General features: G+C 50.5%; 15 protein-coding genes. All 15 read right to left on the bottom strand.

What is annotated here, in order from left to right; translation table 11 throughout:
- The 15 genes from B5D40_RS05695 to thiL all read right to left on the bottom strand — a co-directional run bounded on the left by B5D40_RS05695 (window position 1) and on the right by thiL (window position 16,831).
- Window positions 1–2,469: an Ig-like domain-containing protein gene (locus B5D40_RS05695; protein ID WP_078776135.1), complete on the bottom strand. Its 2,469-nt coding sequence runs from the start codon at window positions 2,467–2,469 to the stop codon at window positions 1–3.
- 92 nt (window positions 2,470–2,561) lie between these two features.
- Window positions 2,562–3,326, bottom strand: coding sequence for a hypothetical protein (locus B5D40_RS05690; RefSeq protein WP_078776134.1), 765 nt, complete (start codon window positions 3,324–3,326; stop codon window positions 2,562–2,564).
- Window positions 3,319–4,287: an adenosine kinase gene (locus B5D40_RS05685; RefSeq protein ID WP_073302189.1), complete on the bottom strand. Its 969-nt coding sequence runs from the start codon at window positions 4,285–4,287 to the stop codon at window positions 3,319–3,321. The genes B5D40_RS05690 and B5D40_RS05685 overlap by 8 nt, the downstream gene beginning before the upstream one ends.
- 15 nt (window positions 4,288–4,302) lie before the next feature.
- Window positions 4,303–5,139, bottom strand: a complete 837-nt coding sequence (locus B5D40_RS05680) for a rhomboid family intramembrane serine protease (RefSeq protein ID WP_233134250.1) — start codon at window positions 5,137–5,139, stop codon at window positions 4,303–4,305.
- Window positions 5,139–5,624, bottom strand: a complete 486-nt coding sequence (gene coaD, locus B5D40_RS05675; RefSeq protein ID WP_078776133.1) for a pantetheine-phosphate adenylyltransferase — start codon at window positions 5,622–5,624, stop codon at window positions 5,139–5,141. Before coaD ends, B5D40_RS05680 begins: the two co-directional genes overlap by 1 nt.
- A gap of 10 nt (window positions 5,625–5,634) precedes the next feature.
- Entirely contained in the window at window positions 5,635–6,168 is a 534-nt protein-coding gene (rsmD, locus tag B5D40_RS05670) for a 16S rRNA (guanine(966)-N(2))-methyltransferase RsmD (protein WP_078776132.1), read from the bottom strand.
- Window positions 6,168–7,193 carry a hypothetical protein gene (locus B5D40_RS05665; protein ID WP_078776131.1) on the bottom strand — a complete coding sequence of 342 codons (1,026 nt, stop codon included), beginning with the start codon at window positions 7,191–7,193 and terminating at the stop codon, window positions 6,168–6,170. The genes rsmD and B5D40_RS05665 overlap by 1 nt, the downstream gene beginning before the upstream one ends.
- Complete coding sequence (locus B5D40_RS05660; protein WP_078776130.1) at window positions 7,186–8,097, bottom strand: type IV pilus biogenesis protein PilM; 912 nt, start codon at window positions 8,095–8,097, stop codon at window positions 7,186–7,188. Before B5D40_RS05660 ends, B5D40_RS05665 begins: the two co-directional genes overlap by 8 nt.
- 34 nt (window positions 8,098–8,131) lie before the next feature.
- Complete coding sequence (locus B5D40_RS05655; protein ID WP_078776129.1) at window positions 8,132–8,566, bottom strand: ComEA family DNA-binding protein; 435 nt, start codon at window positions 8,564–8,566, stop codon at window positions 8,132–8,134.
- Window positions 8,553–10,196 carry a glutamine hydrolyzing CTP synthase gene (gene pyrG / locus B5D40_RS05650; RefSeq protein WP_078776128.1) on the bottom strand — a complete coding sequence of 548 codons (1,644 nt, stop codon included), beginning with the start codon at window positions 10,194–10,196 and terminating at the stop codon, window positions 8,553–8,555. Before pyrG ends, B5D40_RS05655 begins: the two co-directional genes overlap by 14 nt.
- A complete protein-coding gene (locus B5D40_RS05645; protein WP_078776127.1) occupies window positions 10,193–10,906 on the bottom strand; it encodes a 3-deoxy-manno-octulosonate cytidylyltransferase in 714 nt (237 codons plus the stop codon). Before B5D40_RS05645 ends, pyrG begins: the two co-directional genes overlap by 4 nt.
- A gap of 14 nt (window positions 10,907–10,920) precedes the next feature.
- Window positions 10,921–11,205 (bottom strand): Asp-tRNA(Asn)/Glu-tRNA(Gln) amidotransferase subunit GatC, encoded by a 285-nt coding sequence (gene gatC, locus B5D40_RS05640; protein WP_078776126.1) that lies wholly within the window; start codon window positions 11,203–11,205, stop codon window positions 10,921–10,923.
- A gap of 83 nt (window positions 11,206–11,288) precedes the next feature.
- On the bottom strand, window positions 11,289–13,742 hold the full coding sequence (locus B5D40_RS05635) for an ATP-dependent helicase (RefSeq protein WP_078776125.1): 2,454 nt from the start codon (window positions 13,740–13,742) through the stop codon (window positions 11,289–11,291).
- Window positions 13,742–15,685, bottom strand: coding sequence for a GspE/PulE family protein (locus B5D40_RS05630; RefSeq protein ID WP_233134251.1), 1,944 nt, complete (start codon window positions 15,683–15,685; stop codon window positions 13,742–13,744). The genes B5D40_RS05635 and B5D40_RS05630 overlap by 1 nt, the downstream gene beginning before the upstream one ends.
- A gap of 156 nt (window positions 15,686–15,841) precedes the next feature.
- Window positions 15,842–16,831, bottom strand: coding sequence for a thiamine-phosphate kinase (gene thiL / locus B5D40_RS05625; RefSeq protein ID WP_078776124.1), 990 nt, complete (start codon window positions 16,829–16,831; stop codon window positions 15,842–15,844).
- Between the last annotated feature and the right edge of the window lie 23 nt (window positions 16,832–16,854).

The following is a 16,854-nucleotide window of genomic DNA, read 5'->3' as shown; positions in this document are numbered from 1 at the left end:
TTATTTTGGCATCGACTTAGAACAAGGCATCAGATATTTCCGCAGCGCATTTCCCTCTTTATCAAATTCTACAACCAGAACTCTCTGATTATAAATCCTCGGTTGAAAAGCACCACGATACAATAGGCGTCCTTGCAAATCAAATACCCGATACGAAAAGGCTTTGGGTAGAACGGTTTGTTGATGCGTTATCGCGGTTTCCGATTCTGCAACACGAATGGTACGAACGACGCTGACATTTGAGTCCGCTCCGACAGTCGTAATGGTGTACACAAACTCTCCGAATTCCGTAGGCGTTCCCGAAATGGAAATTCGAGAATCCAGCGAATCTATAAAGACATTCACGCCCATGGGAAATCCCGTCGCCGTTACCGTTTCTGCATTTTCCCAAACATAACTGAACGGAACAAGGGAGTCGCCAAGAATCAAATTCTGATTGGAAGAGCCCGCTCCATTTTTAATCAGCTTCGCCACCGTTTTTTCCGAGTCTCCCGAAACCTGAAATACCACATAAGAAGAAACGCCCGAAAGTCCATTTTTATCTGTCGCTACAGCGATGGCACTGTAAACTCCCGGAACGAGATCGGAAACGTTGAACGAATACGGTGCGGAATGGGCACTTCCAACAAGTTCCGTTCCCACGTAAAAATCCACTCGCTGAATCGCCGCGCCGCTAGAACTTGTCACCGTCGCATTCAATGTTACCGCATTATTCGCAATTTGCGCTTCCACAGATACCGAGGCGGCTTTGGGCGAAATTTCAAAAGCCTGATTGTATTCCGGCATTTTCCCCCACTTTCCGCCAACGCCTGCATAAACCGGAAGTTCCGAAGGAATCGCCGAAACCGTCCGCTTGGCATACGAATACGAAGGTGTGAACACGCTATTCTGCGGCGGATTGCTGGAGCATACCCCATTGACATAATAGCAGCCTTTGCTGTTTTTTACCTGATTGCCCGTGAAATTCATATAGCCGTAACTTCCGACATCGACAATGTGAAAATTCATCTGATCCAGATAGCTGTTCTCGTAAAGTATTTGCGAATAGCTGCCGGAATTATCGCCGCTGACCGCTGCTCCCGTCCAATAATTATAAGAAGTGTAATTGTTGAATATATGCACGCGGGAATTTCCGCCGACTTTGGGAACCCTGCCATAAGTTCCATGCCAATAGACATTCGCATAAGTGAGTTCTGCATCTTGAACCAATGCCATGTAGGGATCGTATCCCCAGCAGTTGAATTCGCTCGTGCCGTCGTAATCCAGATAGCTCACCGTCGCACCTTTCACATTCCCAATGTCAAAGCCATCGCTTATCCATTTATAAGAAATATGATCCGCCCAGAATTTTTGTACGAAATTTTCATCGGAACCGTCCACACTTAAACCGTCTCCCGCTTCGACCAAGTGCGGATTCACATCGTAAAACGCCAGATTCCGATAGATATTATTGTGGCCGTTTTCATACGACCTCGGATTGATGGCCGCCCCGCGCAAGTTGGCTCCGCGTCCCATGCCGATAAGACTTTTGTCCGCGCTTGTGGTAATCCAGTTGTTCCAGGATTGCAAATTTTCCGATTCGCTGACCGGCGTCACGTCTTCGCTGAGCCCGCTGCAAGAATTTTCCGTAAAGGAAATGCGGTAAAAGGTATTGCCTGAATTTTTATCATTTGCCCCGCATTGGCCCTTGCACCACGTCCATTTTCTGTTTTTGGCATCCGTCACGGCATTTTTAAAAATCCGAAAATCATAGGTTCCTTCGGGAATAAGAATCGTTTTTGGGCCATTGGATTGCAAAGCCTTGCGAACACTTGCCGAGTCCGTCGCCAGCACGACTTCTCCCCCAGAGCCGCCTGTCGTCGCAGCTCCAAAGCCTTCCGCTTTCACATAAAAAGTATAGAGCAGAACGGCAAGGGAATCCGATTCGCTTCCCGTCCAAATCCACTTTGCTTTCGTATCTTCGGCAAATCCCGAAAGATCGCCGCCGCTCGGCATTTTCTGGTTGGAATGGTCGAGAATGGTCGCGCCGCCCCATTGCGAAAGATCGCGTCCCTTCGCTTTCCACGCGTTGTTTCCTACCGCTGGTTTTGAAACCCACCCCGCACCGGAATAATACGATTTTTCCAATTCGTCGATTTGCACGAGAACGCCGGGAGCGCCCGATCGATTGACGCCTACGACGCTCACCGCATTTTCTCCAGGCAGAAAAGTGTACGGGACAAAACTCACCCGCCCCGCCTGAACATCTTCTTTTAAAAGTTCGCCGTTTACATACAAACGATAACCGCCATCGGCAACAATCCAAATTCCGGGTCCCTTGCCCGCATTGTAAGTTTCCGAAATCAGCAAAGAGCCGACGTTGTCCCCGCCGCCGTAATTGGGCGATTCAGGGAGAGTGGCCACTTCCGTAAGAGAAATCGCCGCAAAACAGGGAACGCAGAGAAGTGCAAGCCAAAGCAAAGAGCGCATATTTTTTCCTTTTCGATAGGCATAAAATTAAATGCGTCTCTTCTTTTATCCCGAACTTTCACCAAAAAACGTTGTCCCAAGACAACCGCAAATTACATCGTTCGAATAGCGATATCTATAATGACCGCAGCCAAAGACAATGCGGCAAGCACCATTTCGCAGAACGAAAAAAGGCGCATCCTTTTGGAGAATACGAAAATTTTTTCACCATTCGGCAGGCGTTTTTTGCGATACGTCCAATTCAATCCCGCAATCAACGCCAAGCAAGAAATCAAAAAGGCAATGCAAAGAAGATAGAGATAATTCACATTGTCCAAGTACAAAAAGTTCACGCCGGCGATGACAAAAACAAGAATGCAGCCGACCATGGAAAGAGCGCCGCTGGAAACTTTCACAGGAACCGGTGCGCGCAAAGCGGCCAGACGTTCGTCAAAAAAACGTTGCAAATCCGCATCCGAATATTCCTTTCCATGCGACGCCAGAATTTTCCGCGAAAGCAGCACGTTTTCCGGATTCCACTCGTCCGGTTTTTGCAAAACTTCCAGCAGGTCTTCGTCCGAAAAAGATTCAAACATGGCAAGGCTCGCTTCGTCCGCATCCGTAACGGCAGCTTTGACGGCGGCTTCCAAAATACGACGCGCGGATTCAATATCTTTTGCCCGAACCCGTACAATCACCGAAGACGCCCCGCGATTCTGAAAATCGAGTCCCAGCGGGTCGCCGCCCATATTCGCATCGTTTATAACATTCGACTCCAAAGCATTCTCTTGCAGCAGGGCGGCCAACGCCCGCGCTTCTTCTGCCGTGGCAAAAGTTTCCAGAGTCATCCATTCCATCTGTTCCGACGATTCAGACATTTCCCATTTCCTTGCGAATGCGTTCCCAACCTTCTTCTGGAATTTGCGCGCCGACAACCTGCACGACTTCATTGGAAACCATGCTGCCCAAAATTCCTGCGCGCTCCATGGACCAACCGGAGAGAAGCCCATACAAAAAGCCCGAAGCCCACAAATCGCCAGCGCCTGTCGTATCGATAGCCTTTGCCGAGCCGGCTTCTACACGGGTGATTTTTCCATTTTGAGAAATCAGCGCGCCGCGTTTGCCGAGCTTTACTACCGCGATGGAAGCAAACTGCGCCATCTTTGCCAAAGCAGCCTCCTCGCATTCCCCCGTATAGGCTTTCGCTTCTTCTTCGTTGGCTATCACAATGTCGATTTCTTTGCCCGCAAAGAGTTTGTTAAAAAATGAACGGCAATCGTTCACCACGCCGAAGCTTCCAAAATCCAGAGCAGTCATGACCCCGCGACGACGAGCTTCCGACACCATTTTGGCAAAGCACTCTTCACCGTATGCGCGATAGCCTTCCAGATAAAGAATCCCGACACCGTCAAAAAGTTCTGGCGAAATATCCGCCGCAGAAACTTCATCCGAAGCGCCCAAAAAAGTGAACATCGTCCTTTCCGCATCGGGAGTCACCGCCGAAAGAACCGTCCCTGTCGCCGTCGAAGATAAAAGCAGATGATTTTCCACTCCGGAATTTTCCAAATGCTTCGCAAAAAGAACGCCCAATTCGTCACGTCCCGTTTTGGAAAAGAAAGAGGACTTGCCGCCGAGCTTCGCGAAGCCGACCATCGTGTTGCAGGCCGATCCGCCCGGAACCCTCTGCGGATTTTGCACGCCGTCCAAAAGTTTCAAAAGCTGAGGATATTTTACCAGATTCATGCTGCCTTTGGGAACATTCGCCTTTTGAATCCGTTCCTCTTCCACGTGGACCAGCAAATCGACCAGCGCAGCACCAAAACCTAAAACCTTTTTCATTGAAATCCCTTTTATTTAAAACCCACGAAAACCGCCGTGGCGACGACGCTCGCTTTCCCGAATCAAAAACGACTTTTCACTTTCCGAAAGCGAATTGACTCCGGATTCACTCACTTTTTTGAGAATCATGTCCAGCTGCTTTTGATTGTCCAGAAAACGTACTTCCCCTTCGAGCGGCTCTTCAGGTGTTCCCTTGGGCTTTCCACAACGCTTTTCTTGAAATTCCCCGCGGAGCTTCGCCCAAATATCGTGTTCAAAAAAATACATGCACAGGAATCCCGAAAGGACGCCGCCCAAATGCGTAAAATGCGCAATGGTATCGTTGGAACCCGCCATGAAAACGTCCAACGCGATGAATATCCAGATAGCGTGCTTGATGCGCATCGGAATGACAAAGAACATCAGAATCATCCGATCGGGGAAAAGCCGAGCATAAGCGACAAAAATTCCCATCAACGCGCCCGAAGCCCCGATGATAAAGGTCATCGGCGACATCGCACCGAACAAATAGAACGGAATGCTGAAAAGCCCGGCAAAGACCGCGCAGAAAATATAAAGAATCCAAAAACGGCGAAATCCAATCGCCATAGCGACATCATCCCCGAACATCCAGAGCGAGAACATATTGAAAGCAAAATGCCAGAAATTCATATGGATGAACGCGTATGTCAAATAACGCCACGCCTGCTCGTAAGCGACCGGCACTAAAGCCCCGTAGCCGACCAGATACGAATACAGGGAATCCAAATGCAAAGTCCGCGAGAAAAAGCAAATGGCAAAAACAACGGCATTCGCCATGAAAAGGATGCGAATCGGCTGGGACAGATAACGGAAGGGTTTCAATCCAAACATCAGAGTTTCTCCGTTTCGTGAAGGATGTCGTGTAAAATTGTGGAAGGAACCATCGAAGAAATGTCGCCGCCGAATTTCAGGACTTCCCGAACGGCGGAACTGGACACGTCGGCAAATTCCGGTTCTATCTGCAAAAAGACGGTTTCTATTTCGGAAGCGAGCCGGCGATTGTTCCACGCCAAGTTGCGTTCCGCATCAAATTCCGCCGAAGAACGAATGCCGCGAACCAAATACTTTGCCGCATTTTTTTGGGCAAAATCCACCGTCAGTCCCGAATAAGATTCTACGGAAATATTCCGCAAACCGGCTACCGCCTTTTGAATGAAGCGCATCCGAACTTCTACAGGAAATAAGGATTTTTTGTTCACATTTTGGGCGACAACGATAAAAATCCGATCAAAAAGAGAACTCGCCCTTTTTACAATCGACAAATGGGCCGATGTAAACGGATCGAAAGAACCAGCAAAAACAGCAATGCGTTCCATAACGCCAAATTTACAAAGTTGCCGAAAAGAAAGCGAGCGAGCTTTCTCCATATCGGCGGATTCTGCCCGCCTGCGTCCATTCCGGAGCCTTTCGAGACGGAATTTCAAAAACGGCAACACCACGAGGAGAAAGAAGTTTTAAAAATGGCAGCAAATCGGGATAAGCTTCGGTAAACGGAGGATCCGCATAAATCAAATCAAAACGCTCTTCCCTAGTGATTGCCCGTGAAAAAAAGTCCTGCACTTCGGCTACGCACAAATGAAGTTTCTCTTCCACGCCAAGCGACTTGTAAGAGTTCAAAAGGGACTGAGCCTGCGCCCTATTTTTTTCGACCGCAGTGACTTGCCCCGCACCACGGCTGAGAGCTTCAATCCCGACAGCACCGGATCCCGCAAAAAGATCCAGAATGTTGAACTCCGAAACATCTTGCAGGATATTGAAAAGGGCTTCGCGCGCCATGGCGCCCGTGGGTCGGGTCTTTGAAGTCAAAGGCGAAGAAATCTGGCGTCCGCGAAATTCCCCGCCGGTGATACGAATGGACATCAGTTCGAAGAATAAACGACAAGGGTCATGGACGTCGATACGCCTTTTTTCCCCGAAGCCGACATTTTGATTCGTTCTATGCCCACGCGAGCGGGGCTTTGGCTCAAAGCTTGCAAGAACTTCAGCACCACCACAAAATCGGCTTTGGTAGTTACGTTGTATGTATAACTTTTATACACGCCAAAGTCTTCAACCTTCGCGTGTTTCAGCCCCGCCAAGCGCAATTTTCCGTTCGCATCCAATTTTTTGAGCAAATCGATTTCCTTTGCTACTTCGTCATCTTTGACAAACGGCACCGAAGACGCTTTTGTCATATCCGGCTTGGCATTGAGAACGCCGTATGCAGTAACCGCCGTTGCAGGCGCATTTTCCGGCAATTCCGGCGTTTTAAATTCGGAACTTCCCATTTTCAAGCGTTCCAAATAGTTCCGCTGGATGAGCGGCGTTTCTGCCACACCACGGACGGAATAAAAATTCGGAGCCATATAGGAAAGTTCCGCAAAACTCACCCCTTCCGGAGTAATCGCGTTGATAAATTCAAACACCTGTGCAGCCAATGTCTTTTGGTACACAATTTTAACCATCGGGAACATAGCCGCATAGCCGGAACGTTTTTCGTTATGGAACATTCCCGGCTGCACGGATTGGACGACTCGCTCAGGGGAATTCGCCTGGGCAAGACGCACCGCTGCGGCTTCCTCTTCGGCCTTGCGACGTTCCAAACCTCCACCCGCAGTCGTCATCTGGCTGACCCGGCGCACATTCATTTCGGGACCGGAACGGCTGGGATCTTCAATCCCCAAAGCCCCCAAAAGCGGAGTCGGCAAAGCTCCTTCCAAAAACGCAGGGATTCCGACCACTTTCAAGCAGCCAAAAAATCCGACAATCAGCACCAGAAGAGCCGCGACGGCAATCAGAGGTTTCGGAAAATTCCGTTGCGCAGAACCCGACGTTTCTTTTGTCACCGGCGTGACAGGAATCGAAACCGACTGCGACGCCGCTTCAATCAAATTCAATTCAATCATGATTTACGCTCCTCAATGCGACACCGATTGCGCCAATGCAAGAAAGGACGTGGTTTGCGCTTTCTTCGTCTGTGGGAAGGCGAATATTTTCAAAAGAATCCATCAACTTCAGCGATTTGCCTTCGAGTTCTTTCAAAAGATTCTGCACAAAAAGTTCGTCGGTCGCCAGTTCGCCGCAAAGCAAAAAGCGGTTCACAGACATTCCGTAAATCTCTTCGGAGCTCCGCATCTGTTTCGCCACATTTTGTGAAAGAATCGCATAAGCGTCTTCCCGGCTCTTCCCGGCCAGGTCAAATGTCGGGCAATGGCTCACGCAGCGCAAGTCGTCGCGAGAAATCCACAGCAGCATGACACCGTTCGTATCGGCTTTGATCACGCACTGGAGCTTTCCGTCCAAACCGCCAGCGGTTTCCAAAAGATTCATGATTGAAAGAATGTCCACTTCCAGAACTTTCGGAGCTATCTGCTGATTTCGGAAACCCTTGCGAATGGAATTGACCCAGATTTTGCGCATGGCAATCATCAAAACCGTGCGCCCGAGTTCGGCGGAACCGCCCAGTTCCACAAAATCCAAAACGTAATCGTCGGCGGAGACATTGACGAGCGTTCCCAAATACCACTGGAGATATTCCCGAATGTTTTTCGCTTCGGACGGGATGAAGACCTGCCGAACGATAGCCCGAAAAGACGGCACGGTCAAAGAGACCGAACCGACATTCACGTCTTCATTTTCAGCAAACCACACTTGCAAGGCGGCTTCAAAAGAGGAGACGTCGTCCAGCGGATTCGTTTCCGTATTGAGAATCGCCGTTTTGACAACTTTCTTCTCCTGGGGGTTGTAAAGCGCCACCTTGAGAAGGACATCGCCGGCTTCAATTCCTAGATGTAACTTCGTATCGTCCATAATACCAACAACTTACGTTTTATTTTTCATAAAACTAGTCAAAAACGATAAAGCCGAGGAGGGCCTCCGCTTTTTTCTTGCCGATTCCCGACACTTTTTTCAGGTCTTTGGCTCCAGAAAACGCCCCATGCGCGTTCCGATATTCGATAATTTTTTCGGCGAGCTTGGGTCCGACCCCTTTGATGGCGCAAAGTTCCTCGGCGGAAGCCTTGTTGATGGAAATCGGAAAATGGACCACGGGCTTTTTTGCCCGCTTGCCTTTCGGCTTTTTATCGCGTGCCGCCCCCTTTTCGGAATCCGACGACACGAAAGCCTTCATTTCCTGTTCCCCGATTCCATTTGAATCGTTTTCCGCATATTCAAAAGATTCTATATGCGGAACCGGATCCCACGGGGAATACCGAACAAGGGCGCCCAGCCCCAAAAGAAAAATCGCTAATATAAAGACCTTCTTTTCAGCCCCGTTCATCTGCAGCCTTCAAGAGACCGAGGAAAAGGGGTGCGGGTTTCAAAAGCGAACTTTTGAGTTCCGGATGAAACTGGCAAGCCATAAAGAACGGATGGTCCGCAAGTTCCAGAATCTGCATGATATTCTCATTTTTCGCCTTGCCGGAGAAAATGATGCCGCCTTTTTCCAAGCGTTCCACATATTCGGGATTCACTTCGTAGCGGTGGCGGAAACGTTCCCGGATTTCCGTAGCTCCATAAACCCGTTCCGCAAGGGAGCCTTTGCTGATAAGCACATCGTGGCCGCCAAGACGCATCGAGGCACCCATCTCCCGAATTTTATCTTGCCCGGGCAAATAAGCGATAACGGGGTCTTTGACATGGGAATCCGCTTCCGTTTCCATAGTCCCCGCTTCGGCCAGTCCGCAGACGTGGCGCGCAAATTCCACAACGGCAAGCTGCATACCGTAGCAAATGCCGAGGAAGGGAATCTTGTGTTCTCGCACGTATTGGATAAGCACGACTTTTCCTTCGATTCCGCGGGTTCCAAAGCCGCCAGGAACGATGACCGCATCGATCCCCTGCATATCCTTTTCCACTTCTTCGGGATGCTTTTCCAATTTTTCCGTATCAATCCAGCGAATTTCCACGTGGACATCCAGATGCGCCGAAACATGATTCAGGGATTCGACAATGCTCGCATAGGAATCTTCCAAGCGGGTGTATTTTCCGCCGATGGCGACAGTCAAAACCTTGCGCGGGCTGACATCGTTCCGATTCATCGTATCGACAAGGCGACTCCAACGGTCAAGCTTGGGCGGCGCATAAATGCGCAATTTTTTCAACAGGATTTCGGGAACGCCTTCCTTGTCGTAAACCAGCGGGCATTCGTAAACGTGTTTCACGTCCACGCCCGAAATCACATGGGAGGCCGGCAAATTGCAGAACAGCCCGATTTTTTCCTTGATGTGCGGTTTCAAAAATTCTTCGCAACGCGCGATGATGATGTCCGGATAGATTCCGCGTTCATTCAATTCGCGAACGGACATCTGCGTCGGTTTGGACTTTTGCTCCTTGACTCCAGACGGAATCGGAACGTACGTCAAATGGACGAACATGCAATTTTCGGAACCCACGTCGTGCGAAAGCTGCCGAGCGGCTTCGATGAAAAATTGATTTTCCAAATCGCCCACTGTTCCGCCGATTTCAATCAGCAAAACGTCGGCGTTTTCGCTGTTCGCCACCTCGTAAAAATGTTCCTTGATAACATTGGTCACGTGCGGAATAAATTGTACCGTATGCCCCAAAAAATCGCCGCGGCGTTCCTTTTCCAAAATCAGCTTGAACACCTTGCCCATCGTCAGACTCCAATCCGAACGGGCGACCACATTCAAAAAACGCTCGTAATGTCCGAAATCCATATCGACTTCGCCGCCGTCGTCAAGCACATAGACTTCGCCGTGCTCCGTCGGATTCATCGTCCCGGGATCCGTATTCAAATAGCCGTCGCATTTCACCGGAATCACTTTGAGCCGGTTGGAAAGAAGCGCGCCGATACTCGCCGCCGCAACGCCTTTGCCCAAGCCGGAAATGACACCGCCGGTCACGACGATAAATTTGGTTTTGCCGTTATATTCATGTTCCTTTTTCATGGTTTCCCCATTTTCAAAAAGAGGGTTTCGACCTTTTGCACATCGGACGGTAAATCGACCGACGCTGAAAGGGATGTAGTACTCACAACTTTGATCGGACGCTTTCCCAAAATGCGAAGCTGCTCCAAAGAACGTTCCTTTTCGGAAGCCGACTGCGGCAACGCAGCAAACTCTTCTCTCGCCTTTGCGGAATACGCATAAATTCCCACATGACGCATCCATCGGCGATTTCCCGGCGGAATCTCTCGGACAAAATCCGTCGCGTAATTTTGCGCATCCACTTCCACCTTGACAATGGAAAGGGTTTCCCGGTCCGCATCGACCAAAGGCGCCGCGACCGTTACCCAGGATTCCGGTTCTTCCGCAAGGGCATTTGCCACATCGCGAAGAGTCTGGAGGTTCGCCAAGGGTTCATCGCCCTGCAAATTCACTACCAGATCCAATCCCAGCTTGCGCGCGGCTTCCGCCACACGGTCGGAACCCGTTTTTGCCGGCGCGGTCATCACCGCCGAAAATCCAGCCTCTTCCACCGCTTTTAAAATGCGAATGTCGTCCGTAGCGCAGACGACATTTCTAAAACACCCGGCGGCGATAGCTCTATCTAATGTGCGAAGAATCATTGGCCGCCCGCAAATCGGGACAAGGGGCTTTCCCGGAAACCGGGAAGACGAAAACCGTGCGGGAACGACGCAGGAGACTTCAGGCTTCATAAAATTCTCGCGAATCAGCCGATGACTTTCGGAATGACAAAATGGCCATTTTCCTCTTCCGGCGCATTGGCAAACGCCTGTTCGTACGAGAGGGAGGGCTGCGGAACGTCTTCACGCAAAACGGTCGGCGCATCTTCCACTCCGGTCATCGGTTCCACATTCGAAAGGTCCAAGGCCTTCAAATCTTCCATATAATGCAAAAGCTTGTCCAGCGGTTTTGCAAAAGATTCGATTTCCGCATCGGAAATTTTCAACCGGGACAACTTGGCGATTTTCAAAACTTCTTCTTTGCTTAACATGATGACCTTTCTCTGTTTATCGACGGTTCTGTTTTTCCAGAATACGCCATTTTTTTCAAAGATATAAAACTTGGCTTCGCTGTCTAGTCCAAAATTTTCAATCCCGCATATTTTAAAATCAATTTTCTGACAATTCCGTCGGAAAAGCGTACTTCGACACGCGTATTCTCGCCTGAACCCGACACATTTGTCACAATGCCATTGCCGAATTTCAAATGCCCTACTTTCACGCCGCGATGCAACGGATTGTCGCAGTTTTCGTCGTAAACCAGACGCGGACCCTTTTCCACCTTTTCGACGACGGGAGGATTGCTGTAAACGATTCGCTGCGTCCTGTGCATTCCGGATGCGCGTTCTGGAGTTCGAGCGGCAAAAGTCCTTTTCCTTGACAATCCCGATTCCTGTCCATAGCTTGAATAGGAACGGGACGATTTTCCGGCATAGCCTCCGAAGCCAGCATTCCAAGGAGCTCCGGTAAAAGAAAGTTCCTCGTCGTCGCTGCTTTTTCCTTCTACGGAAACCGTGACCGGATCGATTTCTTCCAAAAATCGCGAAGGCGGAAACGGACGAAGGGTTCCCTGCCAAAACCGCCGACCGGCGTGATACAGATACAACTGGTGTCTCGCCCGGGTGCAGCCCACATAAAAGAGTCGGCGCTCTTCTTCCGTCTGTTTTTTGCGTTCGTCGGGAGTTTCCAAAGCGCTCGATTCCCGGATCAACGGGAAGACGCCTTCATCGCAACCCGCGATATGGACGGTGTCAAATTCCAGCCCCTTCGCCATGTGGATGGTCATCAGGGTCACGCGGGTATCTTTCGATTCGACTTTTTTATCGGCATCGGTCAGCAGGGAAATTTCCTGTAAAAATTCGTCCAGTCCCTTGTCCGGATTGTCTTCTTCAAATTCGCGGAAAGCGTTCACCATTTCGTCCAGGTTCTGGGCGCGTTCTTCGGCAGTCGATTCGTCTTCCTTTTTGAGGAACTCTTTATAGAACGTGTCTTGGACGATGTGTTCTGCAATAATCGGAAGCGCTTCCTTATTCCGGAGCATCGCCAGCCAGAGTTCCGCAAGATTCCTGAAATTTTCAAATCCTTTGGCAGAGCGCCCGCCTTTGGCGATTTCCAACGGCATGGCCTCCCACAGAGAACAGGAATTTGCCGTTGCCGACAAGCGCAAAGCATCCAGCGAGCCGTTGCCAATTCCGCGCGGTGGCGTGTTGATAATCCGCAATAGCGCCGCATCGTCCTTCGGGTTTGAAAGCAGGCGCATATACGCCAAAACATCCCGCACTTCCTTTCTATCCCAGAAACGGGTGCCGCCAAAAATCACGCAGGGAATCCGCAAATTGTTCAACGCTTTTTCGATGGCGCGGGATTGCGCATTCGTCCGGTAAAAAATCGCAGTCTGCGCATAACATTCTTTGCCCGCCGAAGCGATGCGCTTGGCTATCTGTTCCGCTTCAAAGGTATCCGCTAAAACATGTACAACATGAATCGGATCGCCGGGCGGCTCCTTGGAATAGACGTTTTTTGTCATTTCCAGCGGACGTTCATTGTGGGCAATAACCGCACCAGCTCCACGAACGATATTGGCCGAAGAACGGTAATTCCGCTCTAGCTTGAAAAAAGTCACGCCGTCAAAATCCTGCGAGAAATGGCGAATGATTTCGATGTTCGCCCCTCGCCAGCCATAAATGCTCTGGTCATCGTCGCCGACGACAGTCACGTTCTGCTGCGCCCGGTTGATAAGGAGTTTCAGCAATTCGTATTGGACATCGTTCGTGTCCTGGTATTCATCGACGACGACATATTGAAAACGGCCCGCAAATTGTGCGGCGACCTGCGGAAGTTTTTGCAAAAGATCCACCGCGTTCAAAAGCAAGTCGTCAAAATCCATCGCATTCGCATCATCGAGCTTTGCCTGATAATCCCGATAGATGCCCGCCATTTGAACCTGATCCGGAAAGGCGGCTTTTTCCAAAGCGACTGCCGGAGTCTGCAACACGATTTTCGAACTGCCGTCGGGAAGCAATTCCTTGTGCACGCCGTTCTTGTATCGAGAAATCGCCGATCTGGCCTGCTTCAATTTTTGAGCGTCCATTTCTTCGCCAAAAATCGGCTTCAAAATTTCCTTCAGGATTTTCTTCTGGTCGTCGTCATCGTAAATCGAAAAATTCCGATTGATTTTCCAGCCCAAAGCCTGCACAATCCGCTCGTTCGCAAGGCACAGCCGCAAAATACGGACACAGATGGAATGAAACGTCCCCATCCATTCCAGCGAGACGTTGCTTTCCAAAATCTGCTGAATGCGCCCCTTCATTTCTCGCGCCGCTTTATTTGTAAAAGTCACAGCAAGAATCCGCCGGGGATCCACGCCCTTGGAAGAAATCAGATGCGCGATTTTATAAGTAATCGTCCGGGTTTTTCCCGAACCCGCTCCGGCAAGAATCAACGCCGGGCCTTCGGTTTTTATCGCAGCAGCGACCTGTTCTTCGTTCAATTCCCTTTGAAGGCAAGCAAAATCAACAATTTTTGGCATTAGTCATCCGGATTCGAGGAGCCGAGAACTTGCTCCAAAGTGGTAAGGCCTTCCAAAGCCTTTTGCATTCCATCCATGCGCAGGGTAATCATGTTGCATTCCCTCATGGCAATCTGCTTGATTTCATCGCCAGAGGCGCGCTTCACGACCGCATTCCGCACCGCTTCGTTGGGTACCAGAAATTCGTAAATGCCGCAACGCCCCTTGTAGCCCGAACCGTCGCAATGTTCGCAACCCCTGCCGTGATAGAACTGCATCCCGGGATCCAGATGCAGCTCTTCTCGAAGTTCCGGAGAAATATCGACAGGCTCCTTGCAGTGCTTGCAGATACGGCGTACCAATCGCTGCGCCAGAATTCCTTTCATAACCGTCGCGACCAGGAAGGGTTCCAGCCCCATTTCCAAAAGACGCGGGAAAGAACCCGAAGAGTCGTTCGTATGGAGCGTGCTGAACACCAAGTGCCCCGTCAGAGCCGCTTCAATCGCCATGGAAGACGTTTCCTTGTCACGCATTTCGCCGATCATAATCACATCGGGGTCTTGACGGAGAAGTGCGCGAATGCCCGCCGCAAAAGTAAATCCCGCAGCCACGTTGATCTGTCCCTGGTTCACCCCGTCGATATTCAATTCCACAGGGTCTTCCATCGTCGAGATATTGATTGTCGGATCGAGAATTTCCCGGATAGACGCGTAAAGGGTCGTCGATTTACCGGAACCTGTCGGACCCGTCACCAGCACAATGCCGTTCGGCGAATTGATCGCGTCTTTGAACTGCTTGAACATGATGGGCGCAAATCCCATGTCCTTCAGCGGGAACTGGCCCGAATTCGGGTCCAAAATACGCATGACGATTTTTTCGCAGACGCCGCGCTTGCGGAGGGAAACGGGAAAGGAGCTGACACGCAAGTCCACTTCGCTGCCGCGATATCGAACCGTGAAACGGCCATCCAAAGGTTTGCGCTTTTCCGCGATGTCCATCTTGGCGAGCAATTTGATTCTCGAAAGAATCTGCGGCATCAGGCGGGCGGGAATCGGCGTTTGAACTTGAAGGTCGCCATCGATGCGATAACGGAGCTTTAAGAAAGTTTCCTGCGGTTCCAAATGAATATCGGAAGCATGGCTGGCAATCGCTTCCTGAATCAGCGAGGTCACGATTTTGACAACCTGCTGGCCTTCTTCATCGGTCAGGGCAGCGTCCTGCTGGGCTTCCGCTTCCCGGTCCACCGTTTCCAGTTCTTCGGAACCTTCCGCTTTCGCCTTATTCAACAAGGATTCCAACGAATCGCCGGATGCTGTGGTCGCATAGACCCGATCGATAGCCGCCATGACGTCTTTTTCATTCGCCATCACGACGTCCACATCCATCTGGGACTTGAACTTCACAATATCGACAACCCGGACATTCGTCGGATCCATCATCGCAATCGTCAGCGTCTTATCGGTCACAAAAAGCGGGACGATTTTATAAGTACGGCAGACATCTTCGGAAATCAGGTTGTGGACTTCCGAATCGATATTGAAATTCGTCAGTTTGACATAGGGGACTTCAAATTGGGCGGAAAGGATTTCCACCAGCCGTTCTTCGGGCATGAATCCCAAAGACACCAGCGTCCGTCCAAGCCGCTGACCCGTTTTTTTCTGTTCTTCCAGTGCCTTGTTCAGCTGGGCTTCCGTGATGAAGCTGTGCTTCAAGAGCATTTCGCCGATACGCATCCGAGTCGTATTGCGCAGCTGCACGCCCAGAATATTCGTCAAGACTTCTTCGCTGACCATCCCCAGGCGCACAAGGATTTTCGGAAGCGGAATTTTTGTCCGCTCGTTTTCGCTCAACGCGTGTTTCAGCTGATCTTCGTCAATGACTCCCTGACGCAGCAGGAGTTCGCCAATTTTTTTTCCAGATCCCATAAACCACCCGATTTCAACGTTGTCCTTACGATTCGACATCCATTCCCTTTTTGAAAACGCGAAACATTCCTCGCCGGGAACGGCCCAAACGGGGCACCGTCTTTTTCAAAAAGTCTTTTCAGCGAATTTTGCAGGAAAATATACAATTTGGAAGGCGATAAAGAGACCGCCCAATCCACTTTTTCTCCTTTGAAGCTACAAATGCGACCAGCCGGCGGCGCAAATCCTCTCCACGCTTCCCGTTCGGGAAATCATTTCCACTCCGGAGCCTTCCAGAACATGGCCCACGGCATAGGCGGAAACCCCTTTTTCCCGCAAGGTTTCTTCGGTATCGTCCGAAGTAAAAAGCAAGCGGTAGTCTTCGCCGCCCCGCAGCCAGAACTCGCGAGCGTCCACTCCGTATTTTTCCGAAAGGCGAACCGCCCCCGGATGAACGGGAATTTTGCTTTCTTCAATGCGAATTTTCACCCCGGAAGAAAGCGCGAGGTGGTTCAATTCCGAGCTGAGGCCGTCCGAGAGGTCCACGCAACCGCCGGAGATTCCCGCGCGCACCAGATTCGCCCCGAATTTCTCGTCGATTTTCGGGCACAAGTGTTCCGCGACCACATCCTGAATTTCGGCATCTTCCTGCTTTCCGTGCAAAAAAGCCCACAATCCCGCTCCGCTCGCCCCAATTGGACTCGAAACGAAGACGGTCTCCCCCGGCTTTGCCCCCGAACGGAGAAGCGGCTTCCCGACTGCACGACCGAGCATCGTAATCGAAAACAGGCCTTCGTCGGCAGAAACGATGTCGCCGCCGATAAGAGAAATTCCCCGTTTAGAAAATCCTTTGGAAAAGGCTTCCGCAATCCGCGCCCGAACGGACGCATCCCAATTTTTGTTCACGCAAATACCGAGAAGTGCTAACGCCGCTTCCCCGCCCATCGCCGAAATATCCGAGACATTGGAGACGATGCACTTTTCCACCGCCTGCTCCGGAGACGACCAGTCCAGACGGAAATGCGAATTTTCCGCCGACATATCCTTGGTCACAAGCCAGCCGTCAAAAATAGCGCAATCATCGCCGGCGCCAAGCCACAGGCGTTCCGAAGGGGACGCTTTGTCCATCGGGACATTGTCCGAAAGAATCTGCCGTATAAAATCGAACTCCCCCAGCGGGGGAAAATGCCATGTTGTTTTTTCCATTTGCTGTAAAACTAAAATTTTTA

The sequence above is a fragment of the Fibrobacter intestinalis genome (genome assembly GCF_900167415.1).
Classification (GTDB): Bacteria; Fibrobacterota; Fibrobacteria; order Fibrobacterales; family Fibrobacteraceae; genus Hallerella; species Hallerella intestinalis.
The sequence above is the reverse complement of the archived record's forward strand: the minus strand, read 5'-3'. Positions and strand labels throughout refer to the sequence as shown.